18 protein-coding genes and 1 pseudogene are annotated in these 25,600 nt (G+C 62.4%); 4 read left to right on the forward strand and 15 right to left on the reverse strand.

Features of this window, described 5'->3' with window-relative positions:
- From ACL2XQ_RS24395 to ACL2XQ_RS24440, 10 genes and pseudogenes are all read right to left on the reverse strand, one after another.
- On the reverse strand, window positions 1-423 hold the full coding sequence (locus tag ACL2XQ_RS24395; RefSeq protein ID WP_413739784.1) for a hypothetical protein: 423 nt from the start codon (window positions 421-423) through the stop codon (window positions 1-3).
- A 7-nt stretch (window positions 424-430) separates the two neighbouring features.
- Window positions 431-958 (reverse strand): Hcp family type VI secretion system effector, encoded by a 528-nt coding sequence (locus ACL2XQ_RS24400; RefSeq protein ID WP_410013162.1) that lies wholly within the window; start codon window positions 956-958, stop codon window positions 431-433.
- 36 nt (window positions 959-994) lie between these two features.
- A complete protein-coding gene (gene tssC / locus ACL2XQ_RS24405; RefSeq protein ID WP_410016705.1) occupies window positions 995-2,473 on the reverse strand; it encodes a type VI secretion system contractile sheath large subunit in 1,479 nt (492 codons plus the stop codon).
- A gap of 60 nt (window positions 2,474-2,533) precedes the next feature.
- Window positions 2,534-3,001: pseudogene (tssB, locus tag ACL2XQ_RS24410) on the reverse strand (type VI secretion system contractile sheath small subunit); the annotation flags it as partial.
- Window positions 3,002-3,006: 5 nt separating this feature from the next.
- Window positions 3,007-4,023, reverse strand: coding sequence for a type VI secretion system protein TssA (gene tssA / locus ACL2XQ_RS24415; RefSeq protein ID WP_413739785.1), 1,017 nt, complete (start codon window positions 4,021-4,023; stop codon window positions 3,007-3,009).
- A complete protein-coding gene (gene tssM, locus ACL2XQ_RS24420; RefSeq protein WP_413739786.1) occupies window positions 4,020-7,574 on the reverse strand; it encodes a type VI secretion system membrane subunit TssM in 3,555 nt (1,184 codons plus the stop codon). Before tssM ends, tssA begins: the two co-directional genes overlap by 4 nt.
- A 16-nt stretch (window positions 7,575-7,590) precedes the next feature.
- Entirely contained in the window at window positions 7,591-8,769 is a 1,179-nt protein-coding gene (icmH, locus tag ACL2XQ_RS24425; RefSeq protein ID WP_413739787.1) for a type IVB secretion system protein IcmH/DotU, read from the reverse strand.
- Complete coding sequence (gene tssK, locus ACL2XQ_RS24430) at window positions 8,766-10,115, reverse strand: type VI secretion system baseplate subunit TssK (protein WP_413739788.1); 1,350 nt, start codon at window positions 10,113-10,115, stop codon at window positions 8,766-8,768. Before tssK ends, icmH begins: the two co-directional genes overlap by 4 nt.
- On the reverse strand, window positions 10,105-10,617 hold the full coding sequence (gene tssJ / locus ACL2XQ_RS24435; protein ID WP_413721609.1) for a type VI secretion system lipoprotein TssJ: 513 nt from the start codon (window positions 10,615-10,617) through the stop codon (window positions 10,105-10,107). Before tssJ ends, tssK begins: the two co-directional genes overlap by 11 nt.
- A 26-nt stretch (window positions 10,618-10,643) precedes the next feature.
- The gene (locus ACL2XQ_RS24440; protein ID WP_413739789.1) at window positions 10,644-11,036 is read right to left on the reverse strand and encodes a DUF4150 domain-containing protein; all 393 of its coding nucleotides are present in this window, start codon (window positions 11,034-11,036) and stop codon (window positions 10,644-10,646) included.
- Between the two features lie 254 nt (window positions 11,037-11,290).
- On the opposite strand from ACL2XQ_RS24440, the gene ACL2XQ_RS24445 reads away from it, so the two are divergent.
- Window positions 11,291-12,463, forward strand: coding sequence for an AAA family ATPase (locus ACL2XQ_RS24445; protein ID WP_413727564.1), 1,173 nt, complete (start codon window positions 11,291-11,293; stop codon window positions 12,461-12,463).
- Between the two features lie 77 nt (window positions 12,464-12,540).
- Here the strand turns inward: ACL2XQ_RS24445 and ACL2XQ_RS24450 are convergent, their stop codons facing one another.
- The 5 genes from ACL2XQ_RS24450 to bcsR form a co-directional block, all read right to left on the reverse strand.
- Window positions 12,541-15,807 carry a cellulose synthase subunit BcsC-related outer membrane protein gene (locus ACL2XQ_RS24450; protein WP_413740546.1) on the reverse strand — a complete coding sequence of 1,089 codons (3,267 nt, stop codon included), beginning with the start codon at window positions 15,805-15,807 and terminating at the stop codon, window positions 12,541-12,543.
- 99 nt (window positions 15,808-15,906) lie between these two features.
- A complete protein-coding gene (gene bcsB / locus ACL2XQ_RS24455; protein ID WP_413739790.1) occupies window positions 15,907-18,255 on the reverse strand; it encodes a cellulose biosynthesis cyclic di-GMP-binding regulatory protein BcsB in 2,349 nt (782 codons plus the stop codon).
- A 10-nt stretch (window positions 18,256-18,265) separates the two neighbouring features.
- Window positions 18,266-20,878, reverse strand: a complete 2,613-nt coding sequence (gene bcsA, locus ACL2XQ_RS24460; RefSeq protein WP_413739791.1) for a UDP-forming cellulose synthase catalytic subunit — start codon at window positions 20,876-20,878, stop codon at window positions 18,266-18,268.
- Window positions 20,875-21,594, reverse strand: coding sequence for a cellulose biosynthesis protein BcsQ (bcsQ, locus tag ACL2XQ_RS24465; RefSeq protein ID WP_410013152.1), 720 nt, complete (start codon window positions 21,592-21,594; stop codon window positions 20,875-20,877). Before bcsQ ends, bcsA begins: the two co-directional genes overlap by 4 nt.
- Window positions 21,595-21,637: 43 nt before the next feature.
- Complete coding sequence (bcsR, locus tag ACL2XQ_RS24470; protein ID WP_410016703.1) at window positions 21,638-21,844, reverse strand: cellulose biosynthesis protein BcsR; 207 nt, start codon at window positions 21,842-21,844, stop codon at window positions 21,638-21,640.
- Window positions 21,845-22,106: 262 nt separating this feature from the next.
- On the opposite strand from bcsR, the gene bcsE reads away from it, so the two are divergent.
- From bcsE to bcsG, 3 genes are read left to right on the forward strand one after another with little or no spacing between them, the layout of a single operon-like run.
- Window positions 22,107-23,675 carry a cellulose biosynthesis protein BcsE gene (gene bcsE, locus ACL2XQ_RS24475; RefSeq protein WP_413721612.1) on the forward strand — a complete coding sequence of 523 codons (1,569 nt, stop codon included), beginning with the start codon at window positions 22,107-22,109 and terminating at the stop codon, window positions 23,673-23,675.
- Entirely contained in the window at window positions 23,672-23,896 is a 225-nt protein-coding gene (bcsF, locus tag ACL2XQ_RS24480) for a cellulose biosynthesis protein BcsF (protein ID WP_413721613.1), read from the forward strand. The genes bcsE and bcsF overlap by 4 nt, the downstream gene beginning before the upstream one ends.
- Window positions 23,889-25,541, forward strand: a complete 1,653-nt coding sequence (gene bcsG / locus ACL2XQ_RS24485; RefSeq protein ID WP_413740547.1) for a cellulose biosynthesis protein BcsG — start codon at window positions 23,889-23,891, stop codon at window positions 25,539-25,541. The genes bcsF and bcsG overlap by 8 nt, the downstream gene beginning before the upstream one ends.
- The last annotated feature ends 59 nt before the right edge of the window (window positions 25,542-25,600 follow it).

Genomic DNA, 25,600 nt, shown 5'->3' on the forward strand with positions numbered 1-25,600 from the left:
TCAGCAGGCGTTATGGGTCATTTCCCGCTGATAGACCGGTAAAAAAGTCTGGGTAAACAAGGCGTCGACATCGTTTTGCGACAGCGTGCCGAGACAGGCGCCCAGCGCCGCCAGCATCGCCCGCCGCTGCGCCGGAGTCACCCCGCCCGTGGCGATATCCGCCGGCGGCAGCGCGCCCGGGCCATGTTCCGCCACGGACGCATCATCCGCCCGTGCCGTGAACAACCGCAACGGATCGGTTTCCCCAGCGCCGTAAAGCCGCGATCCGCCGGGCGCCTCCGCCGCCGCGATCCGGCCGGACGCGGGGGGCGCGTCGAAAAGCGCCCCCAATACCCGATCGATATCATTTTCCCGTACCGTCGCGCCCGGAAATTCATTGAGAAAGTTTTCCCAGGTCTCTTGCGGGCGGCGGTCGTCTATCAATGGGTCATTATTTAAACTTGACTTGGGCAGCGGCATTTTTTTTCACATCCCAACCAAATTCAACCTTCGCGCTCAGGGCGCCGGTGCTTAACTGTTCTCCGCAGGTCACGCCCATCACGGCGGGTGAAAAGCGATACAGCACCGCCATGGCGCCGGGCGCCACCGCGTGTCCTTCCCCCGCGCCGGTGCCGGTATGGGGCACGATTTCCACCGCGCTCAGCATCACCTCCTGCAGTTTAATCAGCAGGTAATCCTCGCTGGACTCGGCCGCCTTTCTCAGCCCCAGGGTTACCGCGGGCAGATGCGTGCCCTCGACGCATTTTTTCATCATGGTGGGCAGGGCCTTATCAATCCGCGCCAGCACCTCCAGCTCGCGCACTACCGCCTTGCCGATACCGCCGCCGCCGCCCACGCTGTTCTCCGAGGGCTGGACTATCTGCCAGCGGAAATGCTGCACGTCGATCCAGTCCTTATGTTCCTCGTCCTTGGCTTCGCCTTTAACGCTGTCCACCTGCAAATAAATACTGTTATTCATACTCAGGAATCCTTTCTTACCGCGGGAAAAGGGATGTTAATTGCCACCTTTCAGCGACGGCAGCTTGGACACCAGGCGTAGCGACACCGTCAGGCCCTCCAGTTGGTAATGCGGGCGCAGGAAAAATTTCGCCTGGTAATAACCCGGATTGTCCGCCAGCTCGCTCACCTGCACCTCGGCCGCCGCCAGCGGGCGGCGCGCTTTGGTTTGCTGCGATGAGTTAACCGGATCTCCATCAACATAATTTATTATCCAATTATTTAGCCATAGCTCCATTTCACTGCGGGTTTGGAAGGTTCCCACCTTGTCGCGCACGATGCACTTCAGGTAATGGGCGAAACGGCAGCAGGCGAAAAGATAAGGCAGGCGCGCGGCCAGATTGGCGTTGGCGCTGGCGTCGGGATCGCTGTATTCCGCGGGTTTTTGCAGCGACTGGGCGCCGATAAACGCCGCGAAATCGGAGTTTTTACGGTACACCAGCGGCATAAAACCGTTTTTGGCCAGCTCCGCCTCGCGCCTGTCACTGATGGCGATTTCGGTCGGGCATTTTAGATCCACGCCGCCGTCGTCGGTGGGGAACATATGGCATAAGAGATTATCCACCGCGCCGCCCGACTCCACGCCGCGAATGGAAGTACACCAGCCGTATTCCTGGAACGAACGGTTGATATTCACCGCCATGGCGTACGCGGCGTTCATCCAGGTGAAATTGGCATGGGTGGCGCCGTCGGTCTGCTCTTCAAACAAAAAGGCGTGGACGGGATTGCCGGCCAGGCCATAAGGCAAACGCGCCAGCAGGCGCGGCAATACCAGCCCGAGATAGCGGGAGTCTTCCGATTCCCGCAGCATGCGCCAGGCGGCGTATTCGGTATTCTGCACGATCTTGCCCAAGTCGCGGGGATTGGACAGCTCCTGCCACGACTCCATCTGCATCACCCCGGGCGACGCGCCGCTGATAAAAGGGCAATGGGCGGCGGAGGCGATAAGCGACAGCTCGCGTAACAGTTCCACATCCTGCGGACTGTGATCAAAATAATAATCGCCGACGAGACAGCCCAGCGGCTCGCCGCCAAACTGGCCGTACTCCTCTTCATAAACGCGTTTAAAGATCGGGCTTTGATCCCAGCTGGCGCCTTTATAGCGTTTAAGCGTGAGCCCCAGTTCTTTTTTGCTCAGGTTCATCACGCGGATTTTCAGCATATCGCTGCTGGCGGTATTGGCGACCAGATAATGCAGCCCGCGCCAGGCCCCTTCCAGCCGCTGGAATTCGGGATGATGGAGGATGATGTTGATTTGCCGCGACAGGGTTTGATCGATAAGCGCAATCAGGCCCTGAATGGTGCTGAAGGCATCCCGGGATAATGTCACCCGGTAGGCCAGCGCCTGCTGCGCCATGGCCCTGACCGCCAACTCCAGCGCGGCGCGCGCTTCGTCGGTCTTGGTACGGAACTGCTCTTCGATCACCGCGCCGATGGCCGGCGGCAAAATGCGTCCGCCGCCCCCGGCGGCGTACATCGGCGAGTAGGGTAATAGATCCTGCCCGCCGGTATCGGCCGACGCGCCGGCCAGGCCCCGCAGCAGCTGGTCATCATTCAGCACCGAGGCCATCAGTTCCTCGGCGCCATGTTTGCCATCCATATAGGAAAGCAGGTTGGAGAGCTGGATGTGCGCCTCCAGCAGCGCGTTCAGCGGTTCGACCTGGTGCGCTATCGCCTCCGGCAAAAAGTCGTCCATCTCGTTAAAGACGAGCGACACCGGCAGGTCGTCGACGCCGGTCAGGGTATTTTCCACCCGGATGGCGATACCCGGCTGGAACGATTTCATCCGTTCATTAAAATTATCACTATCGATATCGAGGAATTTCCGGTCATCAATACGTACCGGCGGTTCGTGCGCCCCGCCGCTCAAATCCGCCATGACGCCCATGACAAACGGCAGCTGAACCGTGCGTTCGGCGCCGTATAATTCCACCTCATACTCGATTTGCACGCGCGGCGCGCGATGGCGGGCGATCAATTTTTGTCCGCTGTGTGCTTCTTTCATCTCTTTTACTCCTTAAGGCTCTCGCAGCCGAAAAAATGCTCTAACTGGCTTGCCGCCTCCGGCGCCAGGTTGCGCACTATCGCCAGAAAGTCCTGGCTCATTAACCGCTGGATACGCGCAATCATCAACGGCGCCGGATGGCTGGACTCGTAGCGCCGGAAATAGATCTTTACCTGTTCCAGCGCCTGGTAGGCGTCGTCGCGGGTGAGGATATCGCCCTCGCGCCGGGACGACGGTGTGGTCGCCGCGCCGTTATCGGGCGGGGTGCGGCGGGGAAATAAGGAACCTTCCGCCGGCGCGGGAGGCGGCGGCGCGGTATCGTGGACCATCAGCGGCTGGGACAAGGCGCGCAGGGAAGCCAGCACGCCGGGCATGTCCGGGATCGCCGTTTCGCCCAAATGCGTGCGCAGCAGGTTGAAAAGCCGCTCCAGGGCGGAACAGATCAACGGCAGATAGCGCGCGTGCGTCTCCAGCCCCCGCCGGAGGAGGACGGACAGCCGCGCCGATTCGCCGGGGGGCTCCGCGGCCCTTATACCGTCGAGGGCGGCCGCGGCATCGGCAAACGACAGGCTGTGGCCCGCTTCGCGTACAAACAGGCTATGGCGCAGCAATTTCGCCAGCTCAAAGCCATCGCCCAGCTCGCGCAGCACGTTAATGCGCATCAGGGGATCGGACTCGCCCTCCAGCGCCAGCGGCGGCAACAGCGTCGGCCAATACCGCTCGAGCGCTTCGCCCATCAGCATAATGCCGTCGGCGTAACCGGGCACGCCGCGCAGGGCGGTCCAAGATTGCGCCAGCAACAGCATCACGCGCAGATCCTTGCTGCGCGCCAGCAGTCCGAGGGCTTGTTGCTCCACCCGGCGCCAGTCCGGTTCCAGCGCCGGGATCAGCATATCGCCGAACTGTTGTTCCGCTTTACCGCGCGCCAGCTGGTGCAACTGAATAAAGGCCAGATCGTATTCCAGGTTTTCGCCGCAGGGCGCGTCGGTGCTTACCGGCGTAAGCAGGGCGTTGATGTTCATAGCGGTTCCGGTTGCGCGGCACAGCTGAAGTGCGGCAGGGTAAAGGGGTTGCGCACGTTGTCCGGGATAATTTCCAGCGTCACGTTGCGGCCAGCCAGGGTGAAGGTGATATGCTGCGCGCCGTCGTTGCCCGTCCGCCGGCTTTGGCCACCGTCGAGCAGCCGGTTCAGCGCCCACGGCCCCTCCCGTTCCAGGGTGGCGATGGTGCCGTCGGCCAGGCCGGCGCTCAGCCGCGCTTTGCCCGTACCCCGCGCGCCCGGCCAGTTCAGGTGATAGGCAATCGACGGGCCGTGGTTATAGCTGAGCATCTGCCCGTCGATATCAAGCGACAGGCTGAGAATGCCGTTGTCCATCTTTACGGGGCGCAGGGTAAAGGAAAAGACGGGGCGGGTCGCGCCCGGCGGGAAGAACGCATCGCCGATAGCACGTGCGGCGCGGAAAAAGTGCAGCAATGCCTCCCCGGCCGCCTCGTCGCCGGCGTTGATCCCGGGGAAAAAATGCCAGCGATTGGCGCAGGCTTCCACGCTGTCCGCCAGGTGCTGTCGCCAAAAACGATCGGCCAGCCCCGTTTCCGGCGCAAACAGACGCGCCATATCGTCCGGACTGAGATCGATCGCGCCCTGCGGCGATAAAGGATAACGGCCATCGGCGACCTGCCGGCAATACGCGCCGATCTGGGTATCGAACAGCCGCCGCAGCCGCCGCTGCGTTTGGCGCCGGGTATCATGGCCGGCGCCCTCGGCAAGCTCAAGGATCAGGCGGCGCATCGGCTGCGGCAAGCGCAAGGCATCCGCCCGCAGCCGGGAGAGGGTCTCTCCTTGCGCAGGCGCCGTATCGCCGCTGTTGTGCAGCGCGACCAGATAGCGGTATAAGCAGCCCAGCTGTGTGAGAATAGCGTCAAAGGCGATGGCGGCGCCGTTTTCATCGCCCGGGCGGGACAGCGCGATAAGATCCCGGTAGTGGTGCCTTACCTTCAGCTCGGGCCCTTCCTGACCTTCCCGGTTCCCCCGCTGGGGAAACAGTGTGTTCAGCAACCCGCGGGTGCCGGCGCCGAGCTGCCGCCCGAGGTCCGGCGATGACGCCTGCGCATCGCCCGGCGGCGACAAGGCGAGGATGTCGCCGATACGCGTCACCAGGCAACGCAGCGGCGAATGTTCGCCGGACAGGATACGCGCGCTGTCGATGCGCCGGTTCAGGTCCGGCGCGGGCATCAGGCCGATATCGCCGAGAAAGTTATCCCAGCGGGTAATAAATTCGTTCATATAACAATGCCGTACGTTGGCGGCCAGTTCGTCCTCATCCGCCGCCAGGGTCTGGTTCAGCACCCAGCGGTCCTCCTCCTGTAGCCGGCGCAGGGCGACGGCGACCCGGGGATGAAAGCCCAGCCAATACCCTGCGGGGGTAAACAGACCGGGGAGCGTATCCGTGGCCGGAAGGCCGCTGTTGCGTATCAGTACCTGCTCCGCCTCGGCGCCCGCCAGATCGATAAGGCTGATGGACTTGAACCGGCTGTCGTTAATAAGCAATGGTTTCAGCCGCTGGTAGACGCGCTGGGCAAGCGGGTGCTGACGGATGGCAGACTGCGCCGTCTCGATCAGACGCTGGTCTTTGTCGTTGGGCGACAGCAGCGGCGCGTCGGTTATCAGTTGCGCGAGATGCCGGCGCAATTGTTCATTCCCGGCGCTGTCGAGCTGCGCCGCGCCCGGCATCGCCGGCAGGGTCATCAGCACCCAGGAGCGTAAAAACCCGCCGTCGTAATGCTGCGGCTCATACAGCATTTGATAGGCTTTCAGCGCCTGATAAGTGAAATCCGTCTCGCCGCCATGCGCCCGGGCCAGCACCGCGGCAAGCTGCTGCGTCACCAGCGGCAGCAGCACGCGCTTCAGGGCGTGCCGGTAGACCAGTTCGCCGGCGCCGTGCAGCATCCGGCCCCGGTACAGGCCCATACGATGGTCCAGCGGGGGGCGGCGATAATCAAAGACCCCGGTTTCGGCCCAGACGCCCAGTCCGTTAAAGAAGGGCATTATCTGGGCCAGCCCGGGGTCGGGCGCACGCAAGATAGCGGCGCTAAGCTGTTCCAGCGCCTGGGTGCGCGCCTGTACCCGTGCCAGGTACTGATGGTTATTATGGTAGCTGGCGATACCCAGGCTCCCCGCCGTCAGCAGCAGCGCCGATAACAGGCCGTAGCCCGCGAGGTAACCCAACCGGCGACGGCATATGGCCCAGCGGCGGGTGCCCGCCAGGTCGCCTTCGGCCAGGATAATGTCCCGAAACAGCGTCTTGAGGAAATAGCTTTGCGGCGTCGGCGCGGCCACATTGGCCGTGGCCATATCCGCCGGCGTGAAACGGTAATCGAACAAATCGTCCTGGCGGGCCGTTAACGCGCCGGCGGCCGGTCCGGTTTTCTGGTTGGCGCTGGTAAACCAGACGCCCCGTGGCGCGGGCGCGGCCCCCTCGGGAAAGGAGGCAAAGATAATCTCCAGGTAACGCAGCAGCGGCTGGCGCAGCGCGGCAAAGGCCTGGGGCAGGGCCAGGCATTTGCCGCGCTGCCTGGCATCGGGCTCCGCCAGCAGCGTATCCGCCAAGGCGTCATCTAACCGCCGCTGCAACCGGTCGAAGGCCTGCGCAAAGGCTTCTGGCAGCGAGAACCCATCTTCGGACCCGCCCCGCCAAGGAAAATCCATGCCCCAGGGCTGCGCCAATTCAGGACCGTCGAAGCGGCTGAAATACTGGCTAAACCCCGCCAGGCAATCGGCCTTGGTGATCATGATATACACCGGCAGAACAATTTTAAGCTGCCGCCCCAGCTCCAGCAGGCGTCGGCGCAACAATCCGGCCTGCCGGCAGTGCTCTTCCCGCGAGGGCTGCAGCAGATCCTGCGCGCTTATTGTCAGCACCACCCCGTTAAGCGGCCGGCGGGCGCGATGGCGCTTGAGCAATGCCAGCATCTGTTGCCAACGGCTGTCGCCGTCGGCCAGAAAGCTGCCGCAGGGACTGATCACCACGCCCAGGGAGGTAAAATACCAGTCGCAACGGCCCGGCCCGTCCGCCGCGCCGGCGTCCGGGGCCTGGGGTTCGAGAAAATCGAGCTCAGCGTTTTGCAGGGCCCTGGACTTGCCGCTGCCGCCGGCGCCCAGCATCAGGTACCACGGCAGCCGATACAAATACGCGCGCCCGAAGACCGGCAGTCCCTCCTTTTTCAGCCCGGCGCCATAACCATGATGCCGCTTGAGGATCCTGGCCGCCAGTTTAAACCCTGCGGCAAGCGGGGTTTCCTCCCTCGCTGACGGCGTCCGCTCCGCCGTCAGCAGTTGCCGTCGCACACTACGCCGGAAACGGGCCTGACGCATTGAGGAGAGGGATCGCGACAGCAGCCAAAACGCCGTCACCGCGCCGATAACCTGATAACGGACAGCGTCAGACGCCAGGGGATGCACACCGCCGACGTCAAGCCGGGGGCCCACAAACCAGACGGCCAGGCCAACTCCCGCCGCCGCGCAAACGCCACGCCAGATTCCGCCGCCGTACAGCGCCCCCATCATTTTTAACATGTTCGTGCTCCCCGCCTCATTCTGTGTCGCCGCCGGCCAGGTTAAAGGCAATATCGATGCGTCGGTTAAGGGCGCGATTTTCCGCCGTGGTATTCGGCACCAGCGGCGTCTTGCCGGCGGCGCTTTGCGCCACCACCCGTCCCGGCTGATCCAGCGCCTGGCGCAGCATCAGGGCGACGGTTTCGGCGCGCGCAAGCGCCAGCGCGTCATTAGAAGTAAAAGCGGCGCCATGGATCGGCTGGTTATCGCTATGCCCGCGCACCGTTACCACGCCGGTGGTCTGCGCCAGATGCCGGGCAATCAGGAAGATAACGTCTTGATACGATGGGTGGAGCGTCGCGGAGGCCGACGCGAATACGTCGCCGCCGCGCAGCGTGATAACCCCCTGCTCATCCCGCAGGGACACCGCCACGCGGTTAGCGGCAATATCCGCCGCCAGGGCCTGCATCAGCTCCGGCAGCGACATCCCGGCCACCGGCGGGGGCGCCTTGGGCAGTTGCAGGCTGAACAGCCTGTTTTGCACCCCGGTGGCAGCGACGTCCAGCCGGTTATTAAGGACGATATACAGCAAGCCAAGCAGCATCCCGCCCAACAAGACGCATAGCGGCGGCGCCAGCCGCGCCCTGGAGGTCCGCCGGGGGGCGGGGTGTTGCGCGCGCGGTTCACCCAGGGGACGGGCGTATTCACCCCTGATGCTGCGAATCTGCCGCGCCAGCCGCTGGGTCAGGATTTCCAGCCGGTAAATGCCGTTTTCCATGACCCGGTAGCGGCCGCCGAAACCCAATAACAAACAAAAATAGAGCAGCTCCAGCAGATCGATATGCTGCTCGGGCTGTTGCAACAATGTCGCCATCAGTTGGAAAAATTTCTCGCCGCCGTTGGTTTCATTATGAAAAGCCACCAGCAGGCCGTTGCCCGCCCAAATGCTGCTTTGCCCCCAGGAGGTCAGCGCCACCGCCTCGTCCAGGGCGGTACACAGGCAATAGCGCGCGCCGATAATCACGTTATAGCTCAGCGCCGCTTCCTGGCAAACCTGCTCGAAACGGCGCATTTCATCGATCATCCGCAGGCGCAGCGCCCCGGCATCCTCGGGCGGCTGCGCGTAACGTAAATGCGCCACGGCGTTCAGCAGCGGACCGGCCGCCGCCAGCAGCCGGTTGGGCTGCGCGTGCTGCATGCGAGCGTGGTCTGTCATGGCGGTGGTCCACCCGGCGGGGATTGACGCCTTATGGCCCATAATTGAATGTCCAGCCGGGCGAATTCGTCGGTAAGGTACAGGGCGAAGGCCCCGGTTTTGGCCAACTGCGGCCATAATGCGCCGCTATTTTCCAGGGCAAAGCAGTTGGCGCCCGTTCGGGAAGGCAGCTGGCGCGGCTCCTGCGCCAGGGGCCGCAAGGGGATACCCGGCAATTGCAGTTGCACCACGTCGCGGATGCAGCACGCCGGCGCAATCTTGATTTGCGCCAGAAAAGCGCTCGTTTGCGCCCCGCCCTCGAGTTCCGCCACCCTTAAGACAAAGTCAAACCGATCCGGCATCTCTTTATCCGGCAATGTGGCCACGCTCAAGCCCGGCATCTTCTCGGTCAGCGGCAGGGGGATGGCGCTGTCTTCAAGCGCGATAAACAATCCCTGGCGCAGCAGCGACATCAAGAGGCCAAAGCAGCCGCCGATATCCGCATGGTCATACACCGGGATATCGCCTGCAAAGACATGCGGCGCCCGGTACACCGCCAGCTCCAGCGCAAACGGCAGCCATGCGGAGAACAGGCGCTCCGGATGTACCCTCGGGGCATGCAGCAGATGATCTACCCTGGCGCTGAACCGGTGGATAAGCGCCTGCAGCATCAGGTCCGCCGCCCTATTGTGCCCTTCGTCCCGCTGTTGCAGCTGGCGGCCCAGCCGCTGGCGTCGCTGTTGCAGCAAGCCCGCCAGCTCCCGGACATATTCCTGCAGCGCCGGGCTGGCGCGGCTGTCCAGCAGGGGAGGAAGATAACCGGGATCCAGCAACACGCCGCCGTCCCGATCCTTCGCCAGCACCCGTACCGCGCCCATGGCTATCCATTCGCCGTTAAGTTCATGTTCCGGCAGCAGCCGCAGACGCAGCCTGCCGCACTGGATCTTCGCGCCGCCCGCGGACAACGCGTTGGTGTCGGCAACCTCTTTTTCAAACGCCAGGTGACGGGCCAGCGAATCCGCCGCTTCGGTAAAAATGACCGTTTCCCGTCCCGCGCGCCGGACCGGCAATGCCAGAACGATGGTCACTCCGCCGCAGCCGGCGCGGATATCCAGCGCCGCCGGCGCATCGCAGGGATCGGTGAAGTCGAACAGCGTACCGTCCGGCAGGATGCCGGCGCCGGCGGCCAGCGCCACCTTGCCCAGCGCTAGCAGGCTTTCATCCACCCGCAGGATGGAAAATCCCCAGGGATAGCGGCCATCCCGCAGGTGCCATTGGCGCTGCTCCAGATACTCCTCGGCCTGCTGGAAATGATGGGGACGCAGGAACATCCCCTCCACCCACAGCACTTTATGGTTATTTTTCATTATCATTTCCCTGCAAACCGTCCGGGGTCACGGTAACCCGGCGCAAAACGGGCGGAGGCGGCCGGAGCATCGTCCATACCGAGGCCGCAGGCCGCGGCGGCAGAGGCAATAGCAGCCGCCAGCGTTTATGGGCGAGATCCTGGTACTCGGCAAAGATGCCCAGGTAATGAACATCGTCCGCCGTTGGCAGCGGCAGGACCCGGCACTTATCGTCGGGCAGCAGGAAAATTTCTTCTCCGGCGCGCACCTGCCCGCGCAGCGTCTTATGCGCGTCACGTTGCAGGTCCTCATAGCCGGCCGACAAAAAGCGGGAGGGATCGGTAAGCTGCAATACGGTTATTTTTAGCGGTGATCCGTTATTCAGCCGGCCGCGGGCGTTCAACGCCAGGCGATCGCCGCCGCCACTGTCTTGCGGGGTTATTTCCGCCGGCGCGCAGGCGCTGATAAACGCCGTCAGCGCCAGGAGGCCGGGAAAACGAAGCCGAAAAAACAGTGAAGACATATAAAGAATCCTGTTACCGGCGGGGGTTACATTCCAAGCATCATGATTTTCAGCTGGCTGGGAAGCAGCCGCATGCCCACCATATTGGTACCGTTCTGCAGGCTCAGGCTGGTCATGCGGGTGGCGGGAGAACCTTTGATCAGGGTGGTGAACGCGCCGGTTAAATGGCGCGAGGTCCCCATTACCGTACCCGACATTACCCCCAGGCTAATGCCGGCATTGTCGCCGAAACTGGCATAGGTCAGGGTGGCCATATTATGCGCGGGCAGTCCGCCGAACAGGATGGTATAGGTATGCGGCGTCGCCGTGCAGCCCAGCGCCATATTGGGGTAAGGCACCGGTACGGGCACCGGCGCCGGCGTCAGGCAGACGTCGGGAAACGCAAAATCCATGCCGAATAATTGACAATTCGCAAACATACCCCTATTCCCTTTTCGCCAGCGGCGCCAGGCCAAAAACAGTGGTGACCACGCTATCAAACAACGGGGAAAAAACCGCTACGGCGTTTACCTGATTTTATGCTCAACCATTGCGTTGCCGGCGTGGCCCGCAACCCGCTAACATTAGCGGCGGGGAGGCCGTTGGCGGTGGATAGCCGTTGGAAAACCGCGACCCAGGGTTATTTTTCTGTGGTATGGTTTAGCCGTCGCGTCAGCCATGGAGTCGTGTCCCGATGATTAACCTGCTTGCCGTTTCCGGCTACCGTTCCCTGCGTGATCTGACGCTGGAAATCGGGCAAATTACCGTGATAACCGGGCCGAACGGCGCGGGCAAATCCAGTATCTACCGCGCGCTGAATCTCCTGGCCGACATTGCCCAGGACCGCATAGTGCAGTCGCTGGCCGCGGACGGAGGGCTGCATTCCACCCTATGGGCCGGCCCGGAAACGTTTTCGCGCGCGATGATCAACGGCACGCTTCCCGTGCAGGGGACCCAGTCCCGGCAGGCGCCTGTCAGCCTGAAGCTGGGATTTTCCGGCGATACCTTTGGTTATGCCATTGATTTGGGTTTGCCTGAGAAACGCGACATGCCGCCCGGCAAAGCGATGTTTAACCGCGATCCCCACATTAAAACAGAAGTGGTCTGGCATGGTCCGCTGTACAGCAAAAGCGCGACGCTTGCGGATCGCCATGGGCCCGCCGTGCGGATACGCGATGAACGCGGCGTGTGGCAAACGCCGTTCCAGCACCTGGCGGTCTTCGACAGTATGATGACACACTGTATCGATCCGCTTAATGCGCCGGAGCTGCTGATGCTGCGGGAGACCATGCGCGGCTGGCGCTTTTACGATCATCTGCGTACCGACCGCGACGCCCCGGCGCGCCGGCCGCAGATTGGCACCTATACGCCGGTGCTGTCTGGGGACGGCGCCGACCTGGCCGCCGCCATCCAGACCATTTATGACATCGGCTTTGCCGAGGATTTGGACGAGACCATCGACGACGCATTCCCCGGCGCGGCGCTGCGCGTCGCGCAAAACGACGGTTACCTGGAGCTGCGCATGACGCAACACGGGCTGCTGCGCCCCCTGAAGGCCGCGGAACTGTCGGACGGCACGCTGCGCTTTTTGCTGCTGGCGGCGGCGCTGCATTCGCCTCGTCCCCCTGAGCTGATGATTCTCAATGAGCCGGAAACCAGCCTGCATCCTGAGCTGCTGCCGGCGCTGGCGCGCTTGATTACCGCCGCCGGGCGCAGAACGCAGATCGTGATTGTTTCCCATGCGGCGGCCCTGGTGGACGCACTGCGCGCGGCATCGTCAATCACGGCCATTGTGCTGCAAAAACGGCTGGGGGAAACGCTGGTGGTGGACGACGACGGGCCATTATGGCATTGGCCGGCGCGCTGATTCTTTTCCTCAACGGCGGAAAACCGTTCAACCAGGCGCGCCGGGGATGACGACAACGGGGGAATTTTCCGGCCGGGTTATTTAAAATCCGCATAGGGGTTCAGCGGCTGCGGCGGCATTGCGAGGTCGCCCTGCCAGCCCGCCATCGAATAGCGCAGGTAAGCAAGGATATGGCTGGGCGTGTAGTCCTTGGCCTGCTGGATATCGATACCGGCGCCAAGGGTCCAGTGCGACGACAGGCGCCGTTCGATTAACGCCTGGACGGTATAGCCAAACCCGGAACTGTCGCCGCCCGACGATAGGATGTCGGCGGCGCCCACCCCCGCCAGGGGATAACGCCGCCGCTCTCCCGTCGAGGCATGCGACCAGGATAACGAGGCGCCGAGCTGCCAGGAGACATTTTCCGCGCGCGCGCGATAATTTACCGGCACGGCCAGTGAAAAATAGCGCTGCGGGCTATAATACCCGCCCTGCCCCAGCGTATAGCCGCTCAAATCCCGGCGATAATGCCACAGCATCGAATTCAGCCCCACGGTGGCCCGCCGGTCCTCTTCGTTAATCACCTTATAATAATACCCGCCCATCAGCCGTTCGCGGCTATTGTCGGCGACATTTTTACCGGTCAGCTGATGCGCGCTCAGATCGCCCCACAGGCCGTTGGCATTACCCTGATCATAACTCAGGCCCAGGCCGCCGCCGGTGGCGCGCACGCCGCCCCAGGTCATGCCGGTGCCGGGATCGCGAGCGCCGGCAAAGGACAGCAGCGAGCTGGAAACCGGCCGGCGCGAGGCGGTGGCGGTCCAGCCGAGACTGCGCCAATCGCCGCGATAAGCGACACCGCCCACCCAGTCGACCACCGGAAAACCCAGCGGCGTGGTGCCGATATCGGTTTTCCATTGGTCATTTTCCCAGCCGGCGCCCAGGCTAACGCCGGTCGCCGTTTGGCGGCGATTCCCGTGACAGGGCAAATCGGCGCACGTGCCGAAGGTGCCGCCGTAATCGTTGGCCAACGTTCCCGCGTCCATACGTACAATATCGGCGCGGCCAAAAGCCCGCCCCTGATCCCAGGGCATATCCGCCTGCAGCATGGTGGTATTAGCGCTCAGATCCGATTTGCCGGGGGTTCCGCCATCGCTCCAGAAATCATGGTCCAGGGTAAAGTTAACGTCCTGTTGACGATACAGCCCGCCGGCGTCGGCGCGGATACCGCGGCGCAGCCAGTCGTCGCCGGGGTTATGACGCGTCAGGCGGGTATACTCATCGTTATTCGCGGGGACGCCGGCACTGAGGCCCGCGGCCTGCATGGCGGATTGATAGTCCGCGCGCGCTGCTTCCGGCTGGCCGCCCCGTTGCTCGACGCGCGCTAAATCACGGTAAATCAGCGTTTTATCCTGCCCGTTCGGCGCTGTTTGTACCCGTTTTTTCAGTTGCCGCAGCCCGGCCGCCGCCTGCGCCGCATCGCCGGCGTCCAGCCAGGCCATGGCGATGCGCCGCTGCTGATACAGGCTCAGTCCATCGGTCGTCGATCGCAGGTATTGCAACGCCCCGCGCGCTCCTGCCGGGTCGCCGTCGGCAAGCCTCCGCTCGATGACGTCAAGCCGGCGGTCTATGTCTTCCGCGCGTTTCTCCCACTCCAGCCGCTGCGCCAGCTGGCGCATCCCTTCGCTCCACTGACCGGACGGCAGCCCGCGCAGATGGGTCAGCGCCGCATCGTCCCGCCCGCTGCCCGCCAGATACAGCGCATAAGCGTACACCTGCGCGGGATCGCCGGGATAGCGCCGCGCCAGCGCGGCCATCAGGGTATCAGCCTCTGACACCCGGGCCGTATGGCGCAGCGCCTGGGCATAATGATACGCGGTCCAGATAGCGCCCGGCTCCAGGTCCAGCGCCTGCCGGTAACGCTGCGCCGCCTGCGCCCAGTGTCCCGCGCCGGCGTCGCGCCCGCCCTGGTCCGTGAGTAATGTCAATTGGATAGCGAGCTGCTTATCCCGCAGCTTTTGCCGCTGGCCCGGGGGAAGCTGCCCGAGATAATCCAGCGCCAGCTGCGGCGAGCGGCGCTGGTAAAGATTGACCAGCCCGCGCTGGGCGCTGCCGTTGTCGTGCTCAAGGGCCAGCGCGCGGCGATAATCATATTCGGCCGCCGAGTCATTATCGCGCGCCACCGCCACATCGCCCAGGCCGACCCAAGCCCAGGCGTCCCGATCGTCAATACCGCGCGCCTGCCGGTAATAGCCATCCGCCTCGGCGAGATGCCCGGACTTAAGCGCGCGATCGCCCTGCTCCAACGCCCACCAGTAACGGTTGGTTTGAATCAGGCCCCGCCATTTTGCGCCATTAAAGCCATTTTGTTCAGCCTGCTGCGCCCGCGTAAAATAGTCCAGCGCCCGCAGGCGTTGGCCGGAGCGCGCATAGGCCAGCCCCATGGCGCCCAGCACTTGGGCATCGTCCGGCGTGGCGGCCAAAGCCTCGGTTAACGGCGCAATGGCGCCGGAGGAGGCGCCCTGTTCAATTTTTGCCAAACCCTCCATCCTGGCCTGATAGCGCGGGTCGGCCAGCAGCGCCTGCCGCCGCCGCAGTTCCTGCTGCGCGGCGTCGGCAGACGCGCCGTCGTTGAATACCCTAAGGTAAAATTGCAGGGCCGACACGCTTTGCGCGTCCACCGGCGTTGCCTTTATCCGCGCCAGCCACATTTCGGCGGCGGGCTGCCGGCCCGCCGGGGTATTCGCCACCTGCCGCAGCCAGCCGATAGCCTGTTCGTTCCGGCCGGCGGCAAAGGCGTATTGGGCCAGTTGCAGGCGCAGGGCGACATTGCCCGGATACTGCCGGTCAAGGTCGGCCAATTGACGTTCGGCCTCGTCTTGGTGGCCGGGTACGCGGGCCACCAGTTGCCAATATTCCAGCGCCAGCTCCACCGGCGGCGGCTGGCCGCCGAACACCTGGTCGTACAACGCCCGGGCCTCCGCCAGCCGGCCCGCCGTGGCCAGCAGGCGCGCCTGCTGCAGCCGCTGCTGTGTTTCCGGCCGCGCCAGCTCCAGGCTGAGCCGCGCCTGGCGAAATTCCGTTGAATCCGGCGCCAGCCGCTGGATTTTTTCCAGCCGCTCCCGCGCCTGGTCCTGGTTGCCTTCACGCAGATCCAGACGCAGCTGGGCCGCCAGCACTTGCGGACTATCGGGCGCGATTAACGCTAAACGGTCCAGTGACTGGCGCACCAGTTGATCCTGATGATTAGCCTCGCCCAGTCTGACCTGCGCCAGCAGCCACTGCTCCGGCGCTATGGCCGGCGGCGGCTCGGCGCGTACGGGCGGCATAACGGCTAGCGACAAGGCCACGCCCAACACCATCATCAGCGCCTTGCCCACCGGCCCTTGTGCGGGGCGGCGTATGGCGGCCGGAAGGCTGCCCCCGGCGCCCCATGGCGCGATAAAACGAACGGTGGGCATGCGTTATTCCCCGTCGCCCGCGGATAAACGACGGCGGCTGAGGGCGCGTAAACCACACCAGAGCACCATGGCGGCCAGCACCACGGCGATCACCGCCATCAGCGCCAGTATTACCGGATGATGGGCCAGGGCATTCCAGACACGTTCCCACCAGGGCAAATGACCGACGTAATAGGTGTCGCCCACCTTCAGGCTGTTGACGCCGGAATCGCGGATAAGCGCCACCGAACCGAAAACCCGCGCCTTTTGCAGATTATCCGCCATGGCATTGTTAAGCAAGGCGTTGCCGTCCGGTCCCTTCGCCAGCAGCGCCACGATGCTGCGCTGATTGAAGTAAGGCGACTGCAGGCCGACCACGGCGGCGATGGATCCCTGCGCGGCGATCTGGGTACTGGTATCGGCCAGGGCGTCCACGTCCGGCGTGGTATTGTCCGGCAGCGCCGCCTGGCGCACCGGCTGGTTGATCCAATCGCGGGTGGCGGCCAGCAGCAACTGGGCTTTTTTGCCGTCGCGCATGCCGTCGTTTCGCAAGACCGCGGGCAGATCACCTATCAGCAAAATATCGGCATCGACGGCGCTCACCTGCGACCCGTCCTCGCTCAGGCGCATGCCCAGGGCCGGATAACCGGTTAGCGCGCCGATATTACCCAGCGTGTTCAGCAGGGTGGTCAACTGTAGCGGCTGCGGTTTCGGCGGCACCAGCACCAGCGTCTGCGACAGATCGGCCAGGCGGCTGAAGGGATAACCCGCGTTGGCGAAAGCGCGCAGATCCGGCATCGCCATAAAATGCCGGTAGCCGGAAAAATCGATAGTCGAACTGTCGTCGATCACCACATGATTGGGCACCGTGGTGTAGGTTTCACAACGCCCCTCCGCGCCGCCGGCCAATAGCGAGGTATAGTCGAAAGCAAAACGGATCTGGTTAACCGCGCCAAGCTTCAGCGCCGGAATCATCAAGTCCCGGTGATCGGCCAGCAGGCCCCGCAACAGCGACAGGTGCAGCAGCTGCGGACCGTCGTCATGGCCGGGCAGCAGGATAAAGTCCTGCACAAACTGATTATTCAGGCTGACGCTCAGCCGCGAGGTATTTTTCAGCTGGGGCGAGGTGTAGCGGTAGCGCAAACGCATATCGATACCCTGGCTGTTGATCAAAAACAGATCGGGCGGCAGGTTCATATTCAGGCTAATGGGCGTGGGCACGATCCCGTCCGCCTGCAGCTGTTCGGGGTACTGCTTAAGCTCGCCAAAATTCATCGGCCGGTCGGTGCGGACCCAGTTGGGCGCGTCATAGGGCTGGCGCGGCTGAAGCTGCTCCACGCTTTCCACCGCCACCGCCTGCCCGCGAAACAGCATGTTGCCCTGCGCAATGCCTTTCACCGCCGTAAGCAGATCCGCATCATCGCGCCCGGTTATCAACAGCAGTTTAATAAAAGGATTATCGCGCGGGCTGACCATCGCCACCGCCGGGCCGGTGGCCGGCGGCATATCACGCAGGAAATCCGGCCGGCCGGCGTTGGTGGCGAACACCACCGCATGGCGATCGGGCTCGCGATTGTACAACACCGGGAACGTCTGGCCGCGCCATTGCGCCCTGACGCCGAACCAGGAGGCCAACATCGCCGCGGCCTGCTGCTGGCCCGCATCCGGCGCGGCGGCAAAGACCATCGGCAGCGTCAGCGGCCCGGTATCGCGCGCATCGAAAAACGGCATGGGGAAACGCGATAAATCATTCTTCAGCGGCAGTGTTTGATAGCGCAGCGCCAGCGAGCTGCCTTTGCCGATCTCCAGCCACAGGGTGGTATTGGCCGGATTCTCGCAGATATTCTGGTAGTGGCCGACAAACTCCAGCCGGATACGATTAAAATCGGTGATATAGCGCGGATCTATGGGTACCTGTACCTGGTTTTCCTTGCCCAACTGCTGCTGACCGATAGCCTGCACCGCCATCAGCTGATCGTTAAGATAAACCTTCAGATGCGACTGCACCGGGATAAGCGACGGCGACGGCGTATAGTGTAAATTCAGCATCGCCTGGGTAACCACCTCATCGCCGCGCACGCCGAATTCAACCTGGCCGTTAGGCTGGATGCCGCGCAGGGTCATGGTGCCGGGCGGCGGCGCGATGACGGCAAAGGGCAGCGTGATGTCGCGCACCGGGGCGCCTGGCATCGGCGCATCCGGCCTGCGGAAAGCCGCATCGGGCGCAGGCGCCTGCTCATCCCGCGTCCCGGTTGCGGCCCCGTTTAACGTCAACGCCGGGGGCGCCGCCTCTGCCGGGCCGCCGGCGCCGGATACCGGCGCCGCGCTGGCGAATAGCGCGACGGTGAGCAAAGTCCATATCAGGTTTTTCATCGGTTAGTCATCATTGAGGGGTTTCATCGCTGCGGACGGGCCGCGTGGGATTGCGTGGCAGGAAAGAAGCGATCCAGCCACCGGCGTTAAAAATAAGGACGATTAGCGGACGCAGCGCCGGCGGCGCGATATCCAGCATGCGCAGATAGCCGCGCGCGCCGAGGGCCAGCACTTCGCCCAGGCTTTCCAGCGGCTTGTCCTCCGGAAAGCTATCGCCGCGCACCACCCAGCTGTCGGCGCGGGCAAAGGTACACTGGATAAAATCCACATGCTGCTGAAGCGTCAGGGGTGCCAGCTGGATGCCGGCCTGGCGGCCGCCCGCGCGGCTAACGCGGCAGGGAAAGGCATACTCCTGCCGTCCGCGGCTGAGCAGCAGGGTGATATCCTGACCGGGCTGCAATACATCGCAGGTGTGCATCTCAAGCCCCGCGCCGCTGTCCGAAAAATTGTGCATGACGCAGCCGTGCACATGGCCGTCACGGGTGGCGATCGCCGCCGGCAGCACGGTATCCACCCGGTGCGCCGCGCGAATCTGTTTAGCCTCGAAGGCCACGGCAATGGCGCCGCCAAGAATAATCAGGTTGTACAGCACCCAGGCAAGGCTTATCACCACGGTCAGCAGTTCGTCGCCGCGGCTATAGGTCAGGCGCCAGGCGCCGGCCGCCAGCCCGGCGACGTTCAGCAGCATCAGCACCAGATAGGGACGGGTGATTGTCCAGTCGATATAGGATTGATCGTTCAGGCGGCCCTTGGCGGTGACGTTAAACGTGCCGGCGTAGGGATTGAGCAGCGCCATGGTGGTCGGCCGCGCGATATACCAGGCCAGCACCGTTTCGTAGATCTCGCTCCAGAACGAGTGGCGATACTTGCCCTGCACCCGGGAGGTCGTCAGGCTGGCATGGACCATATGGGGCAAAACATACAGGGCGATGGCGACGGCCGGCGCGTAGATGATATAGGCATGCAGCAGCAGAAACGCCAGCGGCGCGGTCAGGAATATCAGCCGTGGGATGCCCGCCAGGAAATGCAGCATGGCGTTGGCGTAACATAAACGCTGCGCCAGTTTCAGCCCTTTGCCGAGCAGCGGGTTATCGATGCGGAAAATCTGCACCATGCCCCGCGCCCAGCGAATGCGCTGGCTGATATGCGCCGACAGGCTTTCGGTTGCCAGGCCGGCGGCCTGCGGAATACGGATGTAGGCTGAACTGTAGCCATGCCGGTGCATCCGCAGCGACGTATGGGCGTCCTCGGTGACGGTTTCCACCGCAATACCGCCGATCTCATCCAGCGCCGAGCGGCGCAATACCGCGCAGGAGCCGCAGAAGAAACTGGCGTCCCACAGGTCGTTGCCGTCCTGTACCAGTCCGTAAAACAGCTTTCCCTCGTGCGGCGTGCGGCGTACACGACCCAGGTTGCGCTCAAAAGGGTCCGGCGAAAAAAAGTGATGGGGCGTTTGCAGCATGCCCAGGCGCGCGTCCTTGAAAAACCAGCCGACGGTCAGTTGCAGGAACGAGCGCGTCGGCACATGATCGCAGTCAAAAATAGCCACCAGTTCGCCTTTGGCCTGTTGGAGCGCGTAGTTGATATTGCCCGCCTTGGCGTGTTCATGACGAGGCCGGGCGATATACTCCACGCCGATTTCCCGGGCAAACTCGGCGAATTCCGCACGGTTACCGTCATCAAGCAGATACAGAGTAATTTTCTCTTTCGGCCAGTCGATGCCGAGAGCCGAATACAGCGTGGGTTTCACCACGCTGAGGGCTTCGTTATAGGTGGGGATCAGCACATCAATGGTCGGCCAGCTGGCGATATCCGCCGGCATAGGCGTCGGCTGGCGATTAAGCGGCCACAGGGTCTGGAAATAGCCCAGCACCAGCACCGTCCAGGAATACGTCTCCGCGCCAAGCAACAGCAACCCCCATACCAGGCTCACCGGATCGCTCCAGTTCAGCGTGGCGGTATAGCGCCACCACAGATACCGGCATGACACGGTTAACGACAAAACAATCAGCATCAGGGCCGGGAAGCGCCCCGCCATATCGCGCACGATCATCGCGATGCCCCACAACAGCATCACAAACACAAACTGCGCCAGATAGCCGAAGGGCTGGGAAATGCAAAAACCGGCCAGCACCGCCGCGACAAGCCCGGCCAGGATCATTAACGCGCGGCTTAACAGGCGGCGCAGACGCGCGCTTGCAACCGGCGCGGCGGCAATCCGCGCGGCAGGCGCCCGGCGCCCGGCCACAGTACGCAGCCGGCGGCGCAAACGCGCCCGCCAGCGCCGGGAAATATCGCCATAAAGCGCCCGCTGGCGCACGCCCCCGGCGGGCATAATCAGCAATAGCCACAGCGTTTGCAGCACATAGCGGACCAGATCGAGCGGGCGGGGACGCGCGGCGGAAACATGGGGATACCAGCGCCCGCGCTGGCGACGGATGCGTTGCCAGGCCGGCGTTTCGAACCGCAGCAACAGCCAGCCGGCAATCACGCAAACCATCATCAGCGCCGCGGCCGGCCGGGAAGCGCCCGCCCGGCGGTAGCCACGGTAGCGGTCACGCAGCGCCGAATGCACCGGCGGCGGCAAGAACACCGACAGGACGCCGGGCCGCCGGGAATTCATTGTTCACCGTTGCGCAAATGGATCAGGCACCAATTGGCCAGAGTAGTCAGCTCCTGGCTGATTTTGCTGTGCGGCATAAATGCGCCCACCGGTTGCAGCGCCGCCAGGGACTCCGCCATCGCCTCGTCGCGATGCAATACCACCGGCAGCAAGTTCGGCAGGCTTTGCTGCCAGAGCAGCAGCAGGTCCTGCTGCAGGGCGCTGGCGGGAACAAATTGGTTAACCACATAATGAGCATGCCGGGGCAAGGATTGCTGATGCAGGCGCACATGGCACTGGGCGTCGGCCTGCAGGAGGGTAAACACGCCGTCGGCCAGGGATACCGCCTGGGTCGCCAGGGCAGACTCGCCGGCGGGGACGTCCAGCACGATCCAATGATAGGCCGACAGGGATTTCAATTGGGCAATGTTCTCCCGCCAGTCGGTCAATGAGTCCAACGCCTGCGTCCCGTCGGCCAGCCGGCCGAAGGGCAGAAAATCGAGCAGTTGGCTATAGCGCATGGCGCCATGCTGCCAGCCGGCGCCGGCCTGCACGGCGCTGGCCCAACCGCGCGGGGCGGAAAAAGGCATGGCGAAATGCAGGCGCAACAGGTTATCCGGTGAAAAATCAATTGCCAATACGTTCTCGCCCAATTGGGCCAGCGCCCAGCTCAGGCCGGCGGCCACCGATGTCGTGCCCGTCGCGCCCCGGATACCCCGCAGGGCTATGACCGGCATGATATGACTCCGCAAGAACGGTAAACCATGGCCACGGCAGGCTTCATGAAGCTTCCGCCTGGGATGCGTCATACGCCACGCCGGCCAATTCGGCCAATAGCGGCCAGCGCGACATCATCAGCGGAATTTTTTCCGCCCGGGTTATATCGACATAATTTAATTCCGGCAGGGAAAAGAGGTGACTTAACACAGCAAAATCATCACTCTCATCATGCGCTGCCGCGCCAGGGTCTATGCTATCCAGTTTTATTTTCCTTTATACGATGCCATTACCTGGGTTTGGCATTAATCCAGCAAAAATTAAATCAGCGCAAAATAGGGTTCTGATGTAGCTAATTAACTGGTCATTTCATTCCAGAATGGTAATATTTATTATACTCCAGTATTCGATGCCGGCCCAAGCACACTTTAAAGACTTTCAATCCCGTTGCTTTTACACCTACTGCAAGCAGATAAAAATGGCACTGTCTTTTCCTTTTGGCATAAAAAATTGTTGGGATGATACGTCTTTAATGCAGCCCCGGGGGCTGTACTGGGTCAATACCGATACCGAGCCGGCCGCCTATGAGCTGTGCGGGCAAGTGGTGGACGCACAGCGGCCAGATGTAATAATTTCAGTTATATATCAGAAAGATAACCCCACATCCCTCCCCTGCACCTCGACATTGCCGCCTGAACATGCCCTGATCGTCCGTTTATTATCAGCCGAGGATAAAACCCATTATTATCATCAGGCGGCAGGGAAAAAAGCGTTAACCGGCTTGCCGGTTGATATCAGTCGCCTGCCGCAGATCAAAAATCAACTGTTGATATTTATGTTGACCGCCGCGGCAGGGAATGATCTGGCGCCAAATGATTTTAACCAGTGGCTGCTTGAAATTGCCAGCCAATGCGCGCGCCAGAATTGCGCTATGCTCATTCTCTGTTATGGCAAGGGAATTCATGCCCTCATTCCGCGTTTATATGTCCAAAACCGCGTATTATATGGATTGGCTATGCTAAATTCAGCCCATTACCCACCGCAATATGTAATGTCCTGGTGGCACAATCAATTCGGCGTGGAAGCAAATACCGCGTACGCTTTACAGCCGCGCAGTCCCGGCTGGGAAATAGCGGCCTCTCCGGCATCCGCGCAACATATTAATAACCACAGTGACGATCAATGGATGTATCTTGCGGAAAACAGTATTTTGGAAGGCGCGCCGCCCTTATCGGATAAGTGGTTTATTTTTGCCGACAATCAGCACCTGGTGGACCGTGGCCTGCGCGCACGCGCCGCCACGCTGATTTTCGCCCTCAGCGCCAACGACCAGATTGAAACGCTGGCCCGGCAAATTCATCTCCTGCGTATCCGGCGCGGCAACGCGCTCAAAATTGTCGTCAGGGAAATGTACCCCGCCCTGCGCTATATCGATCAACGCTTATTACAGGCCTGCGGCGCTAATTTAATCGTGCCGCACGCGGCGAGGCTATCCAGCTTCCTGACGCTGCTGGACGACATCCAGCAAGGCACGTTTAATCGCTATGTACCGGAAAATATTGAATTATTGCTGCAAGGGCGGCTGCCTGACCGCCACAAAGGTTTTTTGCCGCTGCCGGTATTTTGCGAGGTGATGCAATCCATCCTGGGACAGCCTACCCTTGCGGTAGAAACCCGCGGCGTACTGCTTGCCCTGCGCCCGGTCGGCGGCATCAGCCCGCAGCAGGCCATGTCGTTGTGCCATCTGCGCCGCGACGGCGACGTGCTTACCCTCACCGACAGCCATCTGTATTTGTTTTTATCCAACTGCCAGACCAGCGATGTGGATAGCGTGCTTAATTTCTTGTTCAGCCTGCCTGCCGCCGACATGTTCCAAAACCGCACCCTGTGGTATCAGGATAATGCCATCCAGGCGGAGGTTCGCCGCCTGTCGGGGCTGGCCGTGCCGCCTGAGCCGCCGCCAGCCGCCGCCGAGCCGACCCGGGATGCGCCGCCGGGTAAAAGACGCCGGCTACCCGTACCCCTCATCGTGCAACTGGACGGTAAGCCATTACCGCCTTCGTTTTCACCCCCGCGCAATAATAAAGGTTACGGACAATGAACATCGTCGATATCCTGCAAATGTTCTGCTTGGCGGCGGTGATATTTATCCCGCTCGGGTTTATCGCGCATAAATATTTGCCGCTGTGGCGTAATCGCTTTAATGCATGGTTTTTATCCCCCCGCTATCTGCGTCCGATCAGGGCAAGCCATGTCAAAACCCACCTGGCGATGAAAATAAACCACCGGTCAACGGCGGATAAGCCGGCACATGATGAATAACCCGCGCGTTAACACCTCCGTTTTTCAGATCGGGCGGACCTGGCGCGGACTGGGTGGCTGGAATTATTATTTTTTACTGAAATTTATCCTGCTCTGGCTGGGCTATTTGCATGTCGACGCGCTGGCCAACCTGTTTTTCGCCTCCTGTCTGCTGTTTCCCCTGCCCACGGCGCGTCTGCACCGCTGGCGCCAATGGCTGGCGCTGCCGTTTGGCCTGGCCTTGTTTTACCATGATACCTGGCTGCCGGGCTGGCGTTCCATTCTCCATCAGGGCGCGGATGTCAGCGGCTTTAGCATCGACTATTTGCTGGAATTGACCGATCGGTTTATCAACTGGCGATGGATTGGCGTCGCCTTCGTGCTATTGGTAGGGTATCTGTTTGTGGCGCAATGGCTGCGCATTACCACCTTCACGGTGGCGGGCCTGCTGTGGCTCAACCTGAGCCTGCTGTTGCCCCCGGGGCTGACCCAGGCGCCGCCCGCGGCCGCCACGCCTGCGCCCGTCGCCCAGCGCGCGCAGGAAACGGCGCCGGCGCAAAACCTGCCCAATACGGTCAGCGGTCCACCGACCAACGCCAATCTCGATGCTTACCTGCAGCAATTTTATCAGCGCGAGCAGGCCAGGCAAACGCCGTTCCCGCAGACGCTGCCCCCCGATGCCCAGCCGTTTGATTTACTGGTGATCAATATCTGTTCCCTGGCCTGGTCGGATCTGGATGCCGCCCAGCTGTCCGCGTCCCCGCTGTGGTCGCGATTTGACCTGCTGTTCACCGACTTCAACTCCGCCACCGCCTACAGCGGCCCGGCGTCAATTCGTCTGCTGCGCGCCAGCTGTGGTCAAACGTCCCATCATGATTTGTACCAACCCGCCGCCCGGCAATGCTATCTGTTCGACAACCTGGCGAAACTGGGCTTTGGCGAACAGCTGGCGATGGATCATAGCGGCGTCTTCGGTAATTACATCGGCAACCTGCGCCAGGACGCTGATATGCAGGCGCCTATCATGTCGCAGGCGGGCCTGGGTCATGAACTGGCCTCCTTCGACGGCGAGCCTATTTTTGACGATGGGCAACTGATGGCCCGCTGGCTGGCAAACCAGTCCCGGGCGGCCACCGGGCGCAGCGCGACATTTTTTAACCTGATCGCGTTGCACGACGGCAATCGTTTTGTCGGCGCAGCCAAAGGCGCCGATTACCGTACACGCGCGCAAACCCTGCTTTCCCAGCTCAACGCCTTTATGGACCAGTTGGATAAATCCGGCCGCCGGGTGATGCTGATCGTGGTGCCGGAACACGGCGCCGGGCTTGTTGGCGATAAAATGCAGATCTCCGGCCTGCGCGATATTCCCAGCCCCGCCATTACCCATATTCCGGTCGGCGTAAAATTCTTCGGCACGCGCGCGCCGCATCCGGCCCAGGCGCTGAACATCACCGCCCCCAGCAGCTATCTGGCCATTTCCGAACTGGTGGCCCGTTCGGTGGACGGCAAGGTCTTCACCACGTCCCTCCTGGACTGGCCGGCGTTAGGCGCCAATCTGCCCACCACCCCCAAGGTGGCGGAAAATGAAAACGCGGTGGTGATGGAATACCAGGGCAAAGTGTATATCCGCCTCAATGGCGGCGGCTGGGTGCCCTACCCGCAATAATGTATAATCCCCGGGCGATGGCCTCCGCCGCCCGGCGCGGGTAGACGGCGCCCCACATC

This window comes from Sodalis sp. RH14 (genome assembly GCF_047324285.1).
Taxonomy (GTDB): domain Bacteria; phylum Pseudomonadota; class Gammaproteobacteria; order Enterobacterales; family Enterobacteriaceae; genus Acerihabitans.

Coding starts and splice junctions, on each gene's coding strand:
- bcsA (WP_413739791.1), bottom strand. CDS start 20,878: ATGAATTCCCGGCGGCCCGGCGTCCTGTCGGTGTTCTTGCCGCCGCCG.
- tssM (WP_413739786.1), bottom strand. CDS start 7,574: ATGTTAAAAATGATGGGGGCGCTGTACGGCGGCGGAATCTGGCGTGGC.
- ACL2XQ_RS24440 (WP_413739789.1), bottom strand. CDS start 11,036: ATGTTTGCGAATTGTCAATTATTCGGCATGGATTTTGCGTTTCCCGAC.
- tssA (WP_413739785.1), bottom strand. CDS start 4,023: ATGAACATCAACGCCCTGCTTACGCCGGTAAGCACCGACGCGCCCTGC.
- bcsF (WP_413721613.1), top strand. CDS start 23,672: ATGAACATCGTCGATATCCTGCAAATGTTCTGCTTGGCGGCGGTGATA.
- bcsE (WP_413721612.1), top strand. CDS start 22,107: ATGCAGCCCCGGGGGCTGTACTGGGTCAATACCGATACCGAGCCGGCC.
- icmH (WP_413739787.1), bottom strand. CDS start 8,769: ATGACAGACCACGCTCGCATGCAGCACGCGCAGCCCAACCGGCTGCTG.
- bcsB (WP_413739790.1), bottom strand. CDS start 18,255: ATGAAAAACCTGATATGGACTTTGCTCACCGTCGCGCTATTCGCCAGC.
- bcsG (WP_413740547.1), top strand. CDS start 23,889: ATGAATAACCCGCGCGTTAACACCTCCGTTTTTCAGATCGGGCGGACC.
- ACL2XQ_RS24445 (WP_413727564.1), top strand. CDS start 11,291: ATGATTAACCTGCTTGCCGTTTCCGGCTACCGTTCCCTGCGTGATCTG.
- ACL2XQ_RS24450 (WP_413740546.1), bottom strand. CDS start 15,807: ATGATGGTGTTGGGCGTGGCCTTGTCGCTAGCCGTTATGCCGCCCGTA.
- tssJ (WP_413721609.1), bottom strand. CDS start 10,617: ATGTCTTCACTGTTTTTTCGGCTTCGTTTTCCCGGCCTCCTGGCGCTG.
- ACL2XQ_RS24400 (WP_410013162.1), bottom strand. CDS start 958: ATGAATAACAGTATTTATTTGCAGGTGGACAGCGTTAAAGGCGAAGCC.
- tssC (WP_410016705.1), bottom strand. CDS start 2,473: ATGTACGCCGCCGGGGGCGGCGGACGCATTTTGCCGCCGGCCATCGGC.
- bcsQ (WP_410013152.1), bottom strand. CDS start 21,594: ATGCCGGTCATAGCCCTGCGGGGTATCCGGGGCGCGACGGGCACGACA.
- tssK (WP_413739788.1), bottom strand. CDS start 10,115: ATGAAAAATAACCATAAAGTGCTGTGGGTGGAGGGGATGTTCCTGCGT.